This is a genomic window from Pontibacter sp. HSC-14F20, from assembly GCF_019599265.1.
Taxonomy (GTDB): Bacteria; Bacteroidota; Bacteroidia; order Cytophagales; family Hymenobacteraceae; genus Pontibacter.
In genome coordinates this window covers 62,667-78,539 of record NZ_JAHZTC010000006.1, presented here as the reverse complement: position 1 = coordinate 78,539, position 15,873 = coordinate 62,667, and the positions used below count along the sequence as shown (strand labels likewise).

Genomic DNA, 15,873 nt, shown 5'->3' with positions numbered 1-15,873 from the left:
CTGTTAGTAGAGGATAGATAGTAAAAATTACTGAATACAATAAGGTAATCGGGGTTATATTACTTTGCGTGCTCTTCCAGGTAGCTGATCGCCTGACCTACAGTGGCAATGTTTTCAGCCTGGTCATCTGGAATAGAAACATTGAATTCTTTCTCGAATTCCATGATAAGCTCTACTGTATCCAGTGAATCAGCGCCAAGGTCGTTTGTGAAGCTAGCCTCTGGAGTAACTTCTGACTCTTCAACACCAAGCTTATCGATGATGATAGCCTTTACTTTTTCTGCGATTTCTGACATTTTTTCTTATAGTTTATTAAAACACTGTGCAAAGAAATGTAATTAGGCAGACAATGTCAAAAAAAATTGCTGTATTCGGTAAGTGGGAAAAGTTTTTGCCTTAAAGGTCGTTTTCCGTTGCCATGTTTATAAATTTGCAATTACGCTGTTTGTTAGCCCATGAAAACACTGTACCTGGATATCGAGTATGATTTCAGCTTCGCCCTTTTCGGTGTGGTTGCCTCATGCCGTGATTACAAGATGGCCTGGTCGATTAACCGTGTTTTGGGACTCAATCTCACCCGTCAGCAGGACATTTGTTACGAACTCGAAGACCGGCAGAAGATGTACATTTCTCATTTTGAGCACAATGACACACACAGTACGGTACGGCTGTTCCGAAACAAGGCCCTGGGCACCCTTGCTGTTAAAAGGCCTTATATGTTGCCCGACGTAAAAGAGTATGACTACATACTGCAGCTATCAGGGGCACTGCAGCAATATCTTAACCCGCAGGAGCTGTTCAGGAAATTTCAGAGCCTGCCCATGATTCAATACGCAAAACAATTTGATCCACTTACCCTCAAGAACAAAGAACACTTATTATTCTGACATATGAAGATAGTCTTCAATAAGACCAAAGTACTGGCCACTGTTGGCCCTGCCAGCAATACCTTTGAACGTCTGCTAGCACTTGTGCAGGAGGGCGTTGATGCATTCCGACTAAACTTTTCGCACGGGGAGCACGAAGAACATTTGCAAGTAATTGAGCATATCCGCGAATTAAACCGCCGCTTCAACACCAACATCTGTATCGTGCAGGATTTGCAGGGTCCTAAGATCCGCATCGGTGAGGTTGAAAACGGAGGTGTAGAAATAAAAGAAGGACAGCGCGTTTTGCTGCGCTGCGACGGATCGATCAGCAACCACGAGCACCTCGGCACAAGCTATACCGCCCTGGCAAAGGACGTAAACCCAGGCGACACCATTCTGCTCGACGACGGCAAACTGGAACTGAAAGTGGTCACCACAGACAATAACTGCCTGGTGGAAGCGGACGTAAAATACGGCGGTGTAGTAAAACCACGCAAAGGCATCAACCTGCCTGACTCTTCGGTGTCCGCTCCTTCCATGACCGAAAAAGACATCCGCGACCTGCACTTTGGCCTGGATCACAACGTGGAGTGGGTAGCCCTCTCGTTTGTGCGCAAGGTAGAGGACGTGCTGGAGATCAAGCGCATCATCAAAGAGCGTGGCAAGGATACCCGCGTTATTGCCAAAATTGAGAAGCCTGAAGCCATCCGCAACATTGATGAGATTATTGCAGCGTCTGACGCCCTGATGGTTGCCCGCGGCGACTTAGGTGTGGAAACAGGTATGGAGCGCGTGCCAATGCTTCAGAAAATGATCGTGGAGAAGTGTAACAAGGCTGCCAAGCCGGTGATTATCGCCACCCAGATGATGGAAAGCATGATCGTAAACCCAAAGCCCACCCGTGCCGAAACCAACGACGTAGCCAATGCCGTGATTGACGGTGCCGATACCCTCATGCTGAGTGCTGAGACTGCAGTTGGCGCGTACCCGGTAGAGACGATCCGTTCGATGAACTTAACGATCAGCGAGGTGGAGCGCCAGGCCGATATCTTTAACAAGACCTACATCCTGAATCCGCACTCCCAAACTTTTTATAACGACAGCCTGGTAGCCAACGCCTGCAACCTGGCCCGCGACACCAATGCTCGTGCCGTTATAGGGATGACCAAGTCAGGTTACACAGCTTTCCAACTGGCGAAGTACCGCACCAGAGCCGACATTTTTATCTTCACAGAAAATGAGCGTCTACTTACTACCCTTAACCTGGTATGGGGAGTCCGTGGTTTCTACTACGACAAGTTCGAGTCTACTGACGCTACTATTGAAGACATCAAGCAGATGCTCCTCAAAGCCGGCTACCTAAACAAGGGTGACGTGTTCATCAACACAGCGAGTATGCCGATTTATGAGCAGAAGCGTACAAATATGATCAAGCTGAGTATTGCTTAAAATAAGGAATGTTCCATTTAGAGAATCCTGGGGTTGCTGCAACGACCTCAGGATTTTTTGTTTTAATGGAGATCTTTAGTTGAGGTTTTAGCCGCTAGCTACGGGTATAGCGAAGATTGATTTTGTATGGTCAGATTTCGGATGTCAGGGCTTATTACCATGGTGCGAGCGTCCTCACTCGTGTCTGGTATAGTGAGGCACTGGCCTAGGTATAGCATTGTAGCTTTTGCCTTTTGCAGGTATAGCAAAGCGTATTGTTTTATAGATTCGCCTGTGCGGCGGGCACTCACTTTTTTCCTTGATGGGGGTAGGGAGATGTTAATCGTGCACACGCAACTACAATGCCTATACCTGAAGGATTGGCAGTAGCAGAAAATTCCTCTCCTGTTTGGAGATAGGGGCCTCTACAAAAGGAGGGGTTTGGGGAGGTAATTCCTTTCTGAGAGAAGGTATATTCATCTTACTCTTGAAACCGCAGCGACCATGTTTATACCTGTAATGCATCAGGCCCCGAAGTCCCCTTGGAGTAGGAACTTTCAAAATAGTAATGTTAGTGTACCCTCCTCTCCAGCAGAGCATAGTCAAAACTACTGCCTTTCACTTCTTCCAGATAAAACCATCAAGGGTGACAGATGAAAAACCAGTCATTCCCACACATTCAGACATGAAATACCTTAACAAAAGAAGTTGCTATACCTGAGACTTATTCATTGCCTCTGTTTGCAGCAGATTAAAGCATATTCAAAAAAAATACTATCTAGAGGCAAGAACTGCCCTTCAGACAGCGTTTTTTTGAAAACACAAAAAGCCTTACACGAGTGTGTAAGGCTTCAGAATGGTATTCCAGTAAAAACCTAGGCTACAGCCAGACCGTTAACGAACTTAGCCAGTTTTGACTTGTTGTTAGCAGCTTTGTTTTTGTGGATGATGTTTTTCTTTGCCAGACGGTCAAGCATAGAAGAAACTGTTTTGTACAGTTCTTGCGCCTCGGCCTGGTCAGTAGTGCCTTTCAGCTTTTTAATGAAAGTACGAGTAGTTTTCGCCTGATATCTGTTACGAAGACGTTTCGCGTCGTTAGATCTGATTCTCTTTAATGCCGACTTGTGATTAGCCATGTTATTTTATACTAATTAAAATTTCGTTGCGTATCCTAAATGAGTTTGCAAAGATATATTCTTTGAAATTAAATTCCAAAACCTCCCTGTTATAAAAAAGCCTGATCAGGTATTTATTGCAGTTCTGAGATTATTTCGGCACAAATACTTAACTTATGCTGATCCAAAATTACACTTATTTAGCCTGAAAACCATGGCACCCTTGCGTTTCTTTCTATTGGCGGCTCTTCTACCTCTCTTTTTGGCCTGCTCCAGTGATAAAGACGATGGCCAGACCACACCAGCGCCTGAAAAACCGAAGCCTTACGAACTGGCTATACCTGCTACCCTGCCCAGGAATTTTATCATTCCTGCTGATAATCCGATGACGGTAGAAGGCGTGGAAGTTGGGCGCAATCTTTTTTATGAAACAAAGTTGTCGCGCAACAACACGATCTCCTGCGGCAGCTGTCACCAGCAGCAACTGGCCTTTACAGATGGCAAAGCATTCAGTGCCGGAGTGAACGGGGCGGAGGCCAAACGTAGCTCTATGTCGCTGGCCAATATGCTCTGGTTTAGCCAATTCAACTGGGACGGCAGCGCCACGACATTGGAACAGCAAGCTGTAAAACCACTCGAAGACCCGCTAGAGATGCACCAGCCCCTGCCGGAAGCGGTTGCCAAGTTGCAGCAAACTGAGCGCTACCCTCCCCTCTTCGAGAAAGCTTTCGGCTCCCCTACCATCACAAAGGAAAACATTCTCAATGCCCTGGCGCAATTCCAACGTACGCTTATATCAGGCAATTCCCGCTACGACCGCTACCTGCAGAACCAGGAGGTTTTTACACCCGACGAAGTAGAAGGTATGGTGCTGTTCATGACGCATCCTGACCCCAGCACTCACACACGGGGTGGTAACTGCGGGGACTGTCATGGCGGCGTATTGCTCACAACCCGAACTTTCCACAACAACGGGCTGGATGCAGAGCCACAGGATATTGGCCTGGGCGATATCACGGGCAGGGCGAGTGATAAAGGCAGGTTCAAATCGCCTTCGCTGCGCAACATCACGCTTACAGCGCCTTACATGCACGATGGCCGCTTCAAAACGCTGGAAGAAGTTCTGGACCACTACAATGAGCACATCCGCTTCGATACGCCAAACCTCGATCCGTTGATCATGGAGGCGTCTAACATGCCCAACGGAACCAGTCTGGGCCTCACAGCTGAAGAAAAACGCAAGATTATCCTCTTTCTCCATACCTTGACCGACACCACCTTTATCAACGACAAACGATTCTCGAACCCATTTAATTAAGTGCCATGCTCATCCGCTTTCGATCTGCTTTCCTACTTCTTATAGTTCTTTCGCTCCCGTTTGCCTTCAGCGCCTGTTCCGACGACAAGGAAAAAGAACCTGCTACTGCCACCGTTCAAGTTAATGTGCAGTCCTTAGTAGATGGTCAAAACCTACAGCGCGATTACCCTTACCAAAGCCCCGCAGGCGATACCTATACTGTGCAAAAGTTCAGGTTCTACCTGAGTAATGTGAAGCTGATCAGTGAAGATGGGCATACGGTATACACGGAGCCTGACAGTTACCACCTGATTACAATGGATGGCAAATCAGGTTTTAAACTTGAGAATGTACCTGCTGCCAGGTATAATAAAATGGAGTTCGCTATTGGGGTAGATGAGGCCCGCAACCACACCATCGACCAGTTCGGCGACCTCGACCCGAGCAACGATATGGTGTGGGACTGGAATACAGGGTATAAATTTCTGCTGCTGGAAGGTCTTTTTACAGGCGACACCAAAGTGGGCGGTTTAGTCTTTCATGTTGGTGAAGACAGTAACTTCATGCTATTCAACATGGATCTACCGCAGGCCCTGGATCTGCGACAGAAACCTGATGGAAATATCGTGTTGCAGACAGAACTAAGCGATCTGTTCCGCACCCCTCACCTGATAGATTTTGATGAACTTAACACAGCTATGGGTGGCGAGAATGCCCGCAAAATTGTGGAGAACTACGAAAACGGGTTTATAAAAGTGGCTTCCGGCAACTGATGAAAAAGTATGGACGACTCCTATCGGTTTTCTTGATCACAGCACTCGCATTGGTGGGCTGCGACCTTCGGGATGTTGAAGAGGCTGAACCCGACTCTCGTATACCTGAGGTACCCCCCAATCTGGCTGAAGCTATACCTGTACCCAACCACAATCCGCTCACGCCGGAAGGTATAGCACTGGGACGTATGCTGTTTTATGACCCCGGTTTGTCAGCAAACGGCCAGGTATCGTGCGCTAGCTGCCACCAGCAGGACAAAGCTTTTTCAGACGGTCAGGCATTATCGAAGGCTGGTGTATCGGGGAAGCCACTGCTGCGCCATGCGCCAACACTGGTCAACTTGGCTTGGATGGATGGGATGTTCTGGGACGGGGGAGCTAAAAACCTGGAAGCAGTTAGTATGGGGCCGCTTACGCATGCCGATGAGATGGGCCAGAACCTGAATTCCCTTCTGCTCTACCTGCGCCAGCACAGGCATTATCCGGCTCAATTCGAGAAAGCTTTTGACACCGATTCCATCACCAGTCCGCTGGTGTTACGGGCGCTGGCGCAGTTTCAGCGCACCCTTATTTCAGCCAACTCCCGCTACGACAGGTATGTGCGCAAGGAGCCCGGGGGCAAGCTCAGTTCGCTGGAACTACAAGGTATGGCCTTGTTCCGGAGACACTGTGACAGCTGCCATGCCACCGACTTCTTTACCGATAACCGCTACCACAACAACGGACTTGATAGTGATTTTCCGGAAGACCATGAGCAACTGGCTTATGGCAGAGGGCGCATTACAGGTATAGCACAGGATATAGGCAGGTATAAAACCCCTTCGCTGCGCAACATTGCTCTCACGGCACCTTACATGCACGACGGGCGCTTTGGCACACTGCAGGAGGTGTTACAGCACTACAGTTCAGGTATAAAGTCATACGCTACGCTGGCGCCTCAACTGCAGCAAAACGGCTCGACAGGTATAGCACTTAGCCTCCAGGAACAGCAGCAGCTCATTGCCTTCCTACACACCCTTACCGACTCTACTTTCATCAGCAACAATGCCTACGGCAACCCCTGGGAACTACAGTAAATGAAAAAGCCTGAGTCCACAGCAATTGCTGCAGCCCCAGGCTTGATCTTCAACTAAGTAAGATTAGTTGTTATTTCGGTCTACATCCACATCAACATCTATATCGCCGATACGCTTCTGTACTTTGTCTTCAGTACGTTTCCAGCTGTCTTTTACTTCCTGCCACTCACGCTTGGCTTCATCGTCCCAGGTGTCGCTTTTGGCGTCAAGTTCAGCTTCGCGTCTATTGTATTCTGTTTTCATCTCACGCCACTCTTCTTCTGTAGCTGATTCAGCGCGAGAAGACTGATCATTCACCCATACCGCGAATTCATCATATTCACGCTCGGCTTCTACACCGGTTTCGTTTACTTCTACTTGTGCTTCATCAATTTCACTGTTCGTCTCTGTGCGGGTTTCAGAGTTACAGGCAAAGGTAAATGCGCTCACTGTCAACGCTATACCTAGTGATTTAAGATTTGATTTTATATTCATCTTATTATTATCATTGTTTATACTGCTTTATACGTGTTGATAATCCCCACGGAATAGTAATATTCAAAGTAAAGCATATAAATGTATAGCGTTTTTATATATAGCACTGAACAAAAGTTTGTTATTCTCTGTTTTCCGGCCCTGTGTCGAATTCAGGTTCTGCTTCAGATGCCCTGAAGCGTGTTCCAGCCCGGCCAACCGTTTCTTGCCACTGCACCTGTGCCTTTTCCCATTCTGCTTTGGTCTGGTCGTCCCAGTCGGCGCTGCGCTTCTCTATTTCGGTGGCTTTGCGGTTGTACGCTGCCTCCATCTCATTCCATTCTTCTTCAGTAGCCGTTTCGGCACGTTTGCTGTTCTCCTCTATCCAGGTCGAAAACTCCTCTACCTCACGATTGGCACTATGCCGTGTTTCGGAAGTACAGGCCACTACTAAGCCTGCCAGCAGGCAGACCATTATCCATGTTTTTATATGGTTCATAAACTTCATTGTCTTAGGTTCTGTTAATGTTATATAAACGAGTACGTCAAAAGCGGGCCACTGATGTGGCACCAAATATAGAAAGGGCGTAATTTTGAATTTTCCGTATTAATTTACAAAACACCCTTATACCTGATGCCGATCTTATCCTCACAGCATAAACCACCCTTTTACCTCTTCAACGGGCATATCCAGACGATTGTGCCAAGTTTGTTCCGGCAGGTAGCAGGCGTTAACTACCAGCGGGAGCGGCTTATCACCCCCGACGACGATTTTATTGATGCGGACTGGTCGCGCGTTAAATCCCGCTCGCTGGCTATCCTGTCGCATGGACTAGAAGGTGACTCGCACCGGCCCTATATCATGGGTATGGTGAAGGCGCTGAACGAGCATGGCGTAGATGCGCTGGCCTGGAACTACCGCAGCTGCAGCGGTGAGCCCAATAAACTCCTCCGCTCATACCACCTGGGCGCCTCCGATGACCTCGACTTTGTGGTGCGCCATGCTTTAGACAGCGGAAACTACGAAAACGTATACCTGGTCGGGTTTAGTGCTGGCGGCAACATCAGCTTAAAATATTTGGGCGAAGACCCGGAACAAGTGCCCGGCGAAGTAAAACGGGCCTCCGTCTTCTCAGTGCCCATCGACTTGAAAAGTTCTGCCAAACGCATTTCCAAAATCTATACCCAGCGCTTTTTAAAAACCTTAGGCCATAAACTAGAGCAAAAGAAGGAAATGTACCCGGATGCCCTGGATCTCAGCAACTACAGTCTGTTCTGGTCTTTCCCGGAGTTCGATGACAAGTATACGGCACCACTGCACGGCTTTGAAAGTGCAGATGACTACTACAAACGATCCAGCAGCAAGCAATTCCTGAAGCGCATACAGGTACCGACCCTCTTGGTAAATGCGCAAAACGATCCGTTCCTGACAAATTCCTGCTTCCCTTTTGAAGAGGCGGACGAAAACCCATACCTATACCTGGAGACACCTGAAGGAGGCGGCCACGTTGGCTTTGCAGAAGATTTCCGAAATAACATTTACTACTCCGAAGCGAGAGCTGTGCAGTTCTTGTTGGAGGGGGAGTAGCAGCTACGGCATCGGCACTACGACTACTTTCTTCGTCTCGAAGAACTCTTCGGTGAAGTAATCTTTCAGATCGTTTACCTTCGTGATCAGGCCTGATTCGGCTATTTCTTCTTCGAGGTCGCCGCCTTTGAGATAATAGATGCCTTTATCAGGTATAGCCTCTCTCTTAAAGCTGTTCATTACCCAAGGGTAAAAGTTAGCCAGTCGGGTAACAGCACGACTCACCACAAAATCAAACTTTTCGCGCACCTGCTCAGCGCGCATATGAGAGGCGGTTACGTTGTGCAAGTGGAGTTCGCGAGCGATCTCCTGCACTACATGTATCTTTTTGCCAATCGAGTCGACCAGGTGAAACTTGACATCCGGAAACATCACTGCCAGCGGTAGCCCGGGCAACCCTCCACCTGTACCTACATCCAGCACATGGGCCTGCGCCGGGAACTGAATCACCTTGGCTATACCTAGTGAGTGCAGGATGTGGTGTTCGCCAATATGCTCCGTGTCTTTGCGCGAGATCACGTTTATCTTCTCATTCCACTCGCGGTACAGTTCGGCCATGCGCTCATATTTATCGAGCTGGTCCTCGGTGAGCTCCGGAAAATAACCTGACAGAAGTATGCGGATGGAAATGGACATGGTTGAATTTAAGAGTTTAGGAATTTGAGCGTTTAAGAGTTTGAAAGTTGAGAATTAATCACACATCTCGTTCTCTTTCTAACTTGTCATAAGGTATAGCATACCTGCCACAACGGCTACCACTACCACTACGGCCAGGGCCATAAAGAGGTCGAACAAGAGCACCAGGCCGGCGTTGCGGTACTGGCCCTCGTACCTACGATGCAGCTCTTGCTCACCTCTTCCCTTGTATCGCAGGTATAGATGGAGCTTGCCCATTCGTACCAGGATGGCTTCGCTCAGGTTTCGCATGGTCTGTGTTTGCAAGGTATAGCTCTACTACTTATAGCGCCCTGCTGTAGCGACGGGCATCACAAAAATATGAAATAAGTCCGGAAATCAGCCCAAAAATAGAGCCCCTGCCGCACAAAGCAACAGGGGCTCTAAAAACGTAATCAATGTTTTATGAATGGTTAAATAGTTGCATTGTTAAATTGTTAGTCCAAAGAACGATTCCTCATTTCTGAATAACAATTTAATTATCAACAATTTAATAATTAAATCAAGTGCTTCTTATTCTTCACCATGTCATAGAGCAACTCGCGGGCGCGGTGAAGTTGGGCTTTTACTGTACCGAGTGGAGCGTTTAGTTCGGTAGCGATCTCTTCGTACGACAGTTCGTTGAAGTAGCGCAGTGTTACAAGGCGCTGGTACTTTTCTGGCAGCTTAGCTACCACGTACTGCATGATCTCGATTTTCTGGTTTTTGATCGCCTCTTCCTGCGGATTCAGGTTCTTGTCCTTAAAGTCGATCGTGATCTCGTCGCCGTTGTCGATCTTAATGGCCGAGTCGATGCTCATCGTCTTGATGCGGTTCTTGCGGATAAAGTCGATGCAGTTATTGGTGGCGATGCGGAACAACCAGGTACTGAAGGCATATTCTGGGTTGAATTTATGCAGGTTGCGAAAAGCCTTGGCAAAAGCCTCTATGGTCAGGTCTTCAGCGTCGTCGGCGTTGCGCACCATTTTGAGCACCACGTGGTAAACCGGCTTCTTGTATATGCTCATCAACTCAGCATAAGCTTTCTCGTCGTTTTCCTCAACAGCCGCCTGTATCAGCTTGAAATCGTGCTTCGCTTTTGCGGAGAATTGTTTGTTTACTTCCATCTGATTCGTTTGTTCAATACTACGGATACCCCAAGGAGCAGGTAACTAAAAAAATAGGCAATATCGAGCAGTGGCAACAATGGCAAAGAAACGCCTTCGTCTAATCTGCGCGCCACACTTACATAGACCGGAAACACCACCAGGTAGCGGATTCCGACAAGAGCGGCCAATATAGTCAAATGGCTATTTAGAACAAGAAGAATAATTACTAGCGCGTAAAAAAGAATATTGGATGAAATAAATGTCCCTATCCTCCCTCTGTCTGCCGCATTGTACTGCCTGCCGGCGGCCATGTGCCTTCTCTTTTGTATCAGCCATTCCCGAAACGTCTTTTTGGGTATGCTGATTGTTTGCCCTTCCTTGCTGATAACAATGCTTGTCTTACTATTGTTGACGGCATCTCTGACAAATAGGTCATCGTCGCCGCCGGTAGTCTTGATATGAGATGCAAACCCCTTATTTCTAAAGAAACATGTCTTAGTATACGATAAGTTTCGGCCGACGCCCATGTAAGCGTGTCCTTTGTTTGCATGAGACAGATACTGAATTGCGGTCAGTAAGGTTTCATACCTGATCAGATGATTGAGAAATCCTCCTAGTTTTTTATAGGGCGAATAACCGATAACCAGGTCAGCACCAGTAGCATAGCCACTCTGCATTTTTTCAATCCAGTGTTCGCTGCAAGGGCGGCAATCAGCGTCCGTGAACAGCATGTGTTCGTAACGGGCAGCGCGTATACCCAGGGCCAGTGCATATTTTTTCGAGTTCAGGTACTCGGGTGTTTTTTTGATCGTTACTACCCTGAAATTCGGGAACTGGCGCTCCAGCTCATACACGTAGAATTCGGTGTCATCGTCAGAGCGGTCGTTCACCAGGATGATCTCAAATTCGGGGTACTGCTGGTCGAGCAGCGCGGGCAATAGCTCAAACAGATTGTCCTGCTCATTATGAGCCGCCACAATCACCGATACAGGCCGCAGGGTGTCCGGTTCTGGGTCATAATACCTGCTCAACGGCAGAAAGTAGAGTAAAGTATAGTATAGCTGCACCAGCACGCAAAAAGCCAGCACCGCCAGGAGTATAAGTGGAATCAAGTTTATTTACTTGTTGATGGTTGGATTGTTAAACTGCCGCCAGCACGATTTTTCAAAACCAAACGAAGCCAGACCGCCTTTAACAACCAAAAATAGGTATAATTAAGCCATTTAGGAACATCTGCGCGATTTAATAATTATTTATGTTCGTGGCCCTGCGCTTTGTATCTTTGCGGATTATTTTGATAACCATTTAGCAAAAAACAGTAGCCCACAGGCTGCTGAAACAGCTGGCTTGCTTCTTGTAGCATAGCACGCTGACAATCATAGACCATGCAGTTTTCATTAGTAGCAAAAGATATACAGTCGAAAGCCCGCGCCGGGGTGGTGCAGACGGCGCACGGCGCCATCGAAACCCCGATCTTCATGCCCGTAGGTACGGCAGGCACCGTGAAAGCGGTTCACCAGCGCGAACTCAAAGAGGACATCAAGGCCGAGATCATCCTGGGCAACACTTATCACCTATACCTGCGCCCGGGCCTGAATATACTTGAGCAGGCTGGTGGCTTGCATAAATTCAATGGTTGGGACCGTCCGATCCTCACCGACAGCGGCGGCTATCAGGTGTTTTCCCTGGCTGGTACGCGCAAGATCAAAGAAGAAGGTGTGAAATTTAAATCGCACATCGACGGCTCTGCCCTAGATTTCACACCGGAGAACGTGATGGACACGCAGCGCACCATCGGCGCTGATATCATCATGGCATTCGACGAGTGCACGCCCTACCCTTGCGACTATACCTATGCCAAAAACTCGATGGAGCGCACCCATCGCTGGTTGCAACGCTGCGTCGACCGCTTTGACTCTACGGAACCGAAGTATGGTTATGACCAGACACTTTTCCCGATCGTACAGGGCAGTACTTACAAAGACCTGCGCGTGCAGTCAGCCGAAACCATCGCCAGCTTTGGCCGCGAAGGAAACGCCATCGGTGGCCTGTCAGTAGGTGAGCCTGCCGAGATGATGTACGAGATGACCGAAGTGGTTTGCGACATCCTGCCGGCCGACAAGCCGCGCTACCTGATGGGAGTGGGTACGCCAGCTAATATACTGGAGAATATTGCGCTGGGTGTGGATATGTTTGACTGCGTGTTGCCGACCCGCAACGCCCGCAACGGTATGCTGTTTACCACACAGGGCATCGTCAATATACGTAACCTGAAGTGGGCCACTGACCACAGCCCGATCGATGCGGAACTAGGCGGCTATGTAAGCACGTTCTACAGCAAGGCTTATCTTCGCCACCTGGTACACAGTGGCGAATACCTGGCCGGGCAGATCGCCAGCGTACATAACCTGACGTTCTACCTCTGGCTTGTCAAGCAAGCCCGACAGCACATCATCGCCGGCACTTTCCGTGACTGGAAAGACGTGATGGTGAAGAAACTAATGACAAGATTGTAGTTTTAGAGTTGATGAGTTTAGGAGTTAAATATTTCACGCTGAATAAAACTCAATTATCTTTCTCACTTCTAAACTCTCAAACTCCTAAATTCCTAAACTAGACAACGTCTTGAAGCTAATCGACAAATACATCCTGAAGAAGTTCCTGACCACCTATGTGTTCACGGTGCTGATCATGGTCTCCGTGATTCTGGTGATTGATTTCACGGAGAAAAACGACGACTTTATCCAGCACAGCGTACCCATTTCAGAGATCATCTTCGACTATTACATCCACCTGATCCCGTTCTACGCGAACATGCTGAGCCCGATTACGGTGTTCATCGCAACGGTATTTGTGACCTCCAAGATGGCATCGCATACCGAGATCGTGGCCATTTTGAGTGGTGGTGTGAGCTTCAAGCGCTTCCTGGTGCCATACCTGATCGGGGCTACCATAATCGGTGCTTTAATTTTCGGGCTGATCGGCTGGGTAATTCCAAACTCGAACAAGGAGAGTGTGGCCTTTCAGGTGAAGTATGTGAAAAGTCCGTTTACCTACGACAGCCGCAATATCCACCTCAAAATTGCCCCTGACACCTACGTGTACATGGAAAGTTACAACAACACGGCACACGTGGGGTATAACTTTGCCATTGAGGAAATAAAAGGCACCAACCTGAGCAAAAAGCTGACCGCCAGTAGCGTGCAATGGAACCCGGAGAGGCAAAAATGGAGTGTGGAACGCTATACCCTGCGCACCTTCGACGGCGAAAATGAGAGCATCTATTACGGCGGGGCACTGGACACGACGCTCAACATGCTGCCCAAAGACTTTGAGAGTACTTACAAGCTGGAGCAGACCATGACACTGCCGGAGCTCAACCGCTTTATTCAGGAAAAAGTGGACCGGGGTGCTGACGATATTGAGACTTACCTGATCGAGAAATACGAGCGCTACAGTTATCCTTTTGCCATCATCATCCTCACTGTGATCGGGGTGATCGTGAGTGCCCGCAAGGCGCGGGGTGGCGTAGGTATGCAGATCGCGCTGGGATTCTTCCTGGCCTTTGTCTTCATTATTTTTGTGATCACGAGTCGTAGTCTGGCGCAGGTCGGCGACCTTGACCCGATGTATGCGGCCTGGGTGCCAAGTATTATTTTTACAGGTATTGGCTTTCTTCTTTACCGCTATATTCCACGCTAATGCCGCGTCTCAAGGACTTTATCGAGCTCCATTTCATTGTGTTGTTATGGGGCTTCACGGCCATACTGGGCAAACTGATCACGATTCCGGCAGTGGAACTGGTATTCCTCCGCACACTTATTGCAGCACTGGCATTGGGCGCCATCATTTACCGGCGCAAGACCAAGTTCTGGCTCGGGCGCAATAATCTGTTCATTATCATGGGTGTCGGGTTGATGATCTCGGCGCACTGGATCCTGTTTTTTGCCTCGGCCCGCATCTCGTCGGTTTCTCTCTGTCTGGTAGGTATGGCCACTTGTAGTTTGTGGACAGCCCTGCTGGAACCAGCCTTTACAAGCAAAAAGTTAAAATTCCACGAGATCCTGCTGGGGCTTCTTATTTTGTTGGGCCTCTACATTATTTTCCAGGCCGAGACGGAATTTGACAACATGCTGGGGATAGGCATGGCCGTTGCCTCTGCGCTGCTGGGTGCGATCTTTACGATCATCAATGCCCGTCTGGCCAAGAAGCATCCTTCTACGACCATCACGGCTTACGAAATGGCAGGCGCCTGCATTGGCACCGCGCTGTTCTTCCCTTTCTATGCTGAGCTGTTTACAGAGACGGGTACGCTTAGCTTTGCCATGACCGGCATGGATTGGGTATACCTGTTACTGCTGGCAGTGGTATGTACGGTGTACGCCTATACTGCGTCGGTAAGGCTGATGCAGAAAATATCGGCCTATACTGTGAATCTGACCGTGAACATGGAGCCGATCTATGGCATCCTCCTGGCCTGGCTGATCTTCAATGAGAATGAACAGATGACTTCCAACTTTTACATTGGAGCGGCCATCATTCTGGTCAGTGTTTTCATCCACCCGGTGCTGGACACATATAGCGAGCGCCGCAAGAAACTAAAGCAGGCCTTTCCAGAGAAGGTAGTGGCCGGGAAAGACTAGGTTATCAGGCTCGCTCCTGAAAAGGCCGTAAATCGCCGATCCAGAGCCGGTCATGGACGCATAGTCGGCACCTGCGCCGTAGAGCTGCTCTTTTATGCCTGCCAGTTCGGGGTAGCGCGGGAAAAGTGCTTCTTCAAAATCATTTTTGAGTACCTCTTTCCATACCTGCACATCCTGCTTCAGGTACATCTCTATGCCGCAACTCGGCTTTTTTGGGGTAATGTTACCATACGCTTCGGCTGTGGTAATATGAATGCCCGGGTATACGATCACACAGGTATAGCCACTCAGATCCAGCTCCACCGGTTTGAACACGTCTCCCTTTTCAGCTGCTATCACCGGCTTGTTCCGGATAAAAAAAGCGCAATCGCTGCCAAGCTGCCGGGCATAATCTTCGAGCTTTTCTTCGCTTAGGTTGAGCTCGAACAGACTGTTGAGTTGCTTCAGAGCAAAGGCTGCATCGGCAGAGCCACCTCCGAGCCCCGCTCCCATCGGGATGACCTTGTGCAGGTGCATGTGCACAGCCGGCAGCTTAAAGTCCCGCTGCAATAGTTTGTAAGCCTTAAGGCACAGGTTGGTATCCGGATTACCGGGCACAGGCAGGCCACTCATCGTAAAAACCTCTGCCTCAGCTGGTACAATCTCCAGGGCATCGTACCAGCGCACCGGGTAAAAGCACGACTCCAGGTTATGAAATCCGTCCGGGCGCTTCTCCCTCACCAGCAGTCCCAGGTTTATTTTAGCATTCGGAAAATCCAGCATAGGTTCGTTATTTATCTGCCTTGGAGAACTCCTATTGGAAGTTCTTTTGACAAGGGACTTTTAGACAAAGGACGGAAGTCTTGATCATATCATCATACGGCTTCAG

General features: G+C 48.7%; 19 protein-coding genes. 9 read left to right on the top strand and 10 right to left on the bottom strand.

Features of this window, described 5'->3' with window-relative positions; translation table 11 throughout:
- Nucleotides 1–59: 59 nt before the first annotated feature.
- Nucleotides 60–296, bottom strand: a complete 237-nt coding sequence (locus K3G39_RS07685; protein WP_007659745.1) for an acyl carrier protein — start codon at nt 294–296, stop codon at nt 60–62.
- Nucleotides 297–455: 159 nt separating this feature from the next.
- Between K3G39_RS07685 and K3G39_RS07680 the strand changes: the two genes are divergently transcribed.
- Both K3G39_RS07680 and pyk read left to right on the top strand, forming a co-directional pair.
- Complete coding sequence (locus K3G39_RS07680; RefSeq protein WP_220625605.1) at nt 456–887, top strand: IPExxxVDY family protein; 432 nt, start codon at nt 456–458, stop codon at nt 885–887.
- A 3-nt stretch (nt 888–890) separates the two neighbouring features.
- On the top strand, nt 891–2,318 hold the full coding sequence (gene pyk, locus K3G39_RS07675) for a pyruvate kinase (RefSeq protein ID WP_220625604.1): 1,428 nt from the start codon (nt 891–893) through the stop codon (nt 2,316–2,318).
- Nucleotides 2,319–2,416: 98 nt separating this feature from the next.
- Here the strand turns inward: pyk and K3G39_RS07670 are convergent, their stop codons facing one another.
- On the bottom strand, nt 2,417–2,608 hold the full coding sequence (locus K3G39_RS07670) for a hypothetical protein (RefSeq protein ID WP_220625603.1): 192 nt from the start codon (nt 2,606–2,608) through the stop codon (nt 2,417–2,419).
- A gap of 564 nt (nt 2,609–3,172) precedes the next feature.
- Nucleotides 3,173–3,433, bottom strand: a complete 261-nt coding sequence (gene rpsT / locus K3G39_RS07665; RefSeq protein ID WP_220625602.1) for a 30S ribosomal protein S20 — start codon at nt 3,431–3,433, stop codon at nt 3,173–3,175.
- 193 nt (nt 3,434–3,626) lie between these two features.
- Here rpsT and K3G39_RS07660 point away from each other — a divergent pair, with 193 nt between their 5' ends.
- Genes K3G39_RS07660 through K3G39_RS07650 form a run of 3 tightly spaced genes read left to right on the top strand, consistent with a single transcriptional unit; the run spans nt 3,627 to nt 6,558 of the window.
- The gene (locus tag K3G39_RS07660) at nt 3,627–4,730 is read left to right on the top strand and encodes a cytochrome-c peroxidase (protein ID WP_220625601.1); all 1,104 of its coding nucleotides are present in this window, start codon (nt 3,627–3,629) and stop codon (nt 4,728–4,730) included.
- A 5-nt stretch (nt 4,731–4,735) separates the two neighbouring features.
- Nucleotides 4,736–5,482 carry an MbnP family protein gene (locus tag K3G39_RS07655; RefSeq protein WP_220625600.1) on the top strand — a complete coding sequence of 249 codons (747 nt, stop codon included), beginning with the start codon at nt 4,736–4,738 and terminating at the stop codon, nt 5,480–5,482.
- 32 nt (nt 5,483–5,514) lie between these two features.
- Nucleotides 5,515–6,558 carry a cytochrome-c peroxidase gene (locus tag K3G39_RS07650; RefSeq protein ID WP_220625599.1) on the top strand — a complete coding sequence of 348 codons (1,044 nt, stop codon included), beginning with the start codon at nt 5,515–5,517 and terminating at the stop codon, nt 6,556–6,558.
- A gap of 63 nt (nt 6,559–6,621) precedes the next feature.
- Here K3G39_RS07650 and K3G39_RS07645 read toward each other — a convergent pair whose 3' ends face one another.
- Nucleotides 6,622–7,032 (bottom strand): hypothetical protein, encoded by a 411-nt coding sequence (locus K3G39_RS07645; RefSeq protein ID WP_220625598.1) that lies wholly within the window; start codon nt 7,030–7,032, stop codon nt 6,622–6,624.
- A gap of 121 nt (nt 7,033–7,153) precedes the next feature.
- The gene (locus K3G39_RS07640) at nt 7,154–7,510 is read right to left on the bottom strand and encodes a hypothetical protein (protein WP_255594109.1); all 357 of its coding nucleotides are present in this window, start codon (nt 7,508–7,510) and stop codon (nt 7,154–7,156) included.
- Between the two features lie 135 nt (nt 7,511–7,645).
- On the opposite strand from K3G39_RS07640, the gene K3G39_RS07635 reads away from it, so the two are divergent.
- Complete coding sequence (locus tag K3G39_RS07635; protein WP_220625596.1) at nt 7,646–8,599, top strand: YheT family hydrolase; 954 nt, start codon at nt 7,646–7,648, stop codon at nt 8,597–8,599.
- Between the two features lie 3 nt (nt 8,600–8,602).
- On the opposite strand, the gene rsmG is transcribed toward K3G39_RS07635, so the two are convergent.
- The 4 genes from rsmG to K3G39_RS07615 form a co-directional block, all read right to left on the bottom strand.
- Complete coding sequence (rsmG, locus tag K3G39_RS07630; RefSeq protein WP_220625595.1) at nt 8,603–9,235, bottom strand: 16S rRNA (guanine(527)-N(7))-methyltransferase RsmG; 633 nt, start codon at nt 9,233–9,235, stop codon at nt 8,603–8,605.
- 78 nt (nt 9,236–9,313) lie between these two features.
- Nucleotides 9,314–9,526 carry a hypothetical protein gene (locus tag K3G39_RS07625; protein WP_220625594.1) on the bottom strand — a complete coding sequence of 71 codons (213 nt, stop codon included), beginning with the start codon at nt 9,524–9,526 and terminating at the stop codon, nt 9,314–9,316.
- A 245-nt stretch (nt 9,527–9,771) separates the two neighbouring features.
- On the bottom strand, nt 9,772–10,380 hold the full coding sequence (locus tag K3G39_RS07620) for an RNA polymerase sigma factor (RefSeq protein WP_007659731.1): 609 nt from the start codon (nt 10,378–10,380) through the stop codon (nt 9,772–9,774).
- The gene (locus K3G39_RS07615) at nt 10,371–11,474 is read right to left on the bottom strand and encodes a glycosyltransferase (protein WP_220625593.1); all 1,104 of its coding nucleotides are present in this window, start codon (nt 11,472–11,474) and stop codon (nt 10,371–10,373) included. Before K3G39_RS07615 ends, K3G39_RS07620 begins: the two co-directional genes overlap by 10 nt.
- Nucleotides 11,475–11,747: 273 nt before the next feature.
- Here K3G39_RS07615 and tgt point away from each other — a divergent pair, with 273 nt between their 5' ends.
- The 3 genes from tgt (at nt 11,748) to K3G39_RS07600 (ending at nt 15,005) form a co-directional block, all read left to right on the top strand.
- Nucleotides 11,748–12,878, top strand: coding sequence for a tRNA guanosine(34) transglycosylase Tgt (gene tgt / locus K3G39_RS07610; protein WP_220625592.1), 1,131 nt, complete (start codon nt 11,748–11,750; stop codon nt 12,876–12,878).
- Between the two features lie 109 nt (nt 12,879–12,987).
- Complete coding sequence (locus K3G39_RS07605) at nt 12,988–14,064, top strand: LptF/LptG family permease (RefSeq protein ID WP_220625591.1); 1,077 nt, start codon at nt 12,988–12,990, stop codon at nt 14,062–14,064.
- Nucleotides 14,064–15,005, top strand: coding sequence for a DMT family transporter (locus K3G39_RS07600; RefSeq protein WP_220625590.1), 942 nt, complete (start codon nt 14,064–14,066; stop codon nt 15,003–15,005). The genes K3G39_RS07605 and K3G39_RS07600 overlap by 1 nt, the downstream gene beginning before the upstream one ends.
- Here the strand turns inward: K3G39_RS07600 and ispE are convergent.
- Nucleotides 14,961–15,767 (bottom strand): 4-(cytidine 5'-diphospho)-2-C-methyl-D-erythritol kinase, encoded by an 807-nt coding sequence (gene ispE / locus K3G39_RS07595; RefSeq protein WP_220625589.1) that lies wholly within the window; start codon nt 15,765–15,767, stop codon nt 14,961–14,963. The genes K3G39_RS07600 and ispE overlap by 45 nt on opposite strands.
- Between the last annotated feature and the right edge of the window lie 106 nt (nt 15,768–15,873).

Coding starts and splice junctions, on each gene's coding strand:
- K3G39_RS07640 (WP_255594109.1), bottom strand. CDS start 7,510: ATGAACCATATAAAAACATGGATAATGGTCTGCCTGCTGGCAGGCTTA.
- K3G39_RS07600 (WP_220625590.1), top strand. CDS start 14,064: ATGCCGCGTCTCAAGGACTTTATCGAGCTCCATTTCATTGTGTTGTTA.
- rsmG (WP_220625595.1), bottom strand. CDS start 9,235: ATGTCCATTTCCATCCGCATACTTCTGTCAGGTTATTTTCCGGAGCTC.
- rpsT (WP_220625602.1), bottom strand. CDS start 3,433: ATGGCTAATCACAAGTCGGCATTAAAGAGAATCAGATCTAACGACGCG.
- K3G39_RS07655 (WP_220625600.1), top strand. CDS start 4,736: ATGCTCATCCGCTTTCGATCTGCTTTCCTACTTCTTATAGTTCTTTCG.
- K3G39_RS07685 (WP_007659745.1), bottom strand. CDS start 296: ATGTCAGAAATCGCAGAAAAAGTAAAGGCTATCATCATCGATAAGCTT.
- K3G39_RS07620 (WP_007659731.1), bottom strand. CDS start 10,380: ATGGAAGTAAACAAACAATTCTCCGCAAAAGCGAAGCACGATTTCAAG.
- K3G39_RS07645 (WP_220625598.1), bottom strand. CDS start 7,032: ATGAATATAAAATCAAATCTTAAATCACTAGGTATAGCGTTGACAGTG.
- ispE (WP_220625589.1), bottom strand. CDS start 15,767: ATGCTGGATTTTCCGAATGCTAAAATAAACCTGGGACTGCTGGTGAGG.
- K3G39_RS07680 (WP_220625605.1), top strand. CDS start 456: ATGAAAACACTGTACCTGGATATCGAGTATGATTTCAGCTTCGCCCTT.
- K3G39_RS07660 (WP_220625601.1), top strand. CDS start 3,627: ATGGCACCCTTGCGTTTCTTTCTATTGGCGGCTCTTCTACCTCTCTTT.
- pyk (WP_220625604.1), top strand. CDS start 891: ATGAAGATAGTCTTCAATAAGACCAAAGTACTGGCCACTGTTGGCCCT.
- K3G39_RS07625 (WP_220625594.1), bottom strand. CDS start 9,526: ATGCGAAACCTGAGCGAAGCCATCCTGGTACGAATGGGCAAGCTCCAT.
- K3G39_RS07635 (WP_220625596.1), top strand. CDS start 7,646: ATGCCGATCTTATCCTCACAGCATAAACCACCCTTTTACCTCTTCAAC.
- tgt (WP_220625592.1), top strand. CDS start 11,748: ATGCAGTTTTCATTAGTAGCAAAAGATATACAGTCGAAAGCCCGCGCC.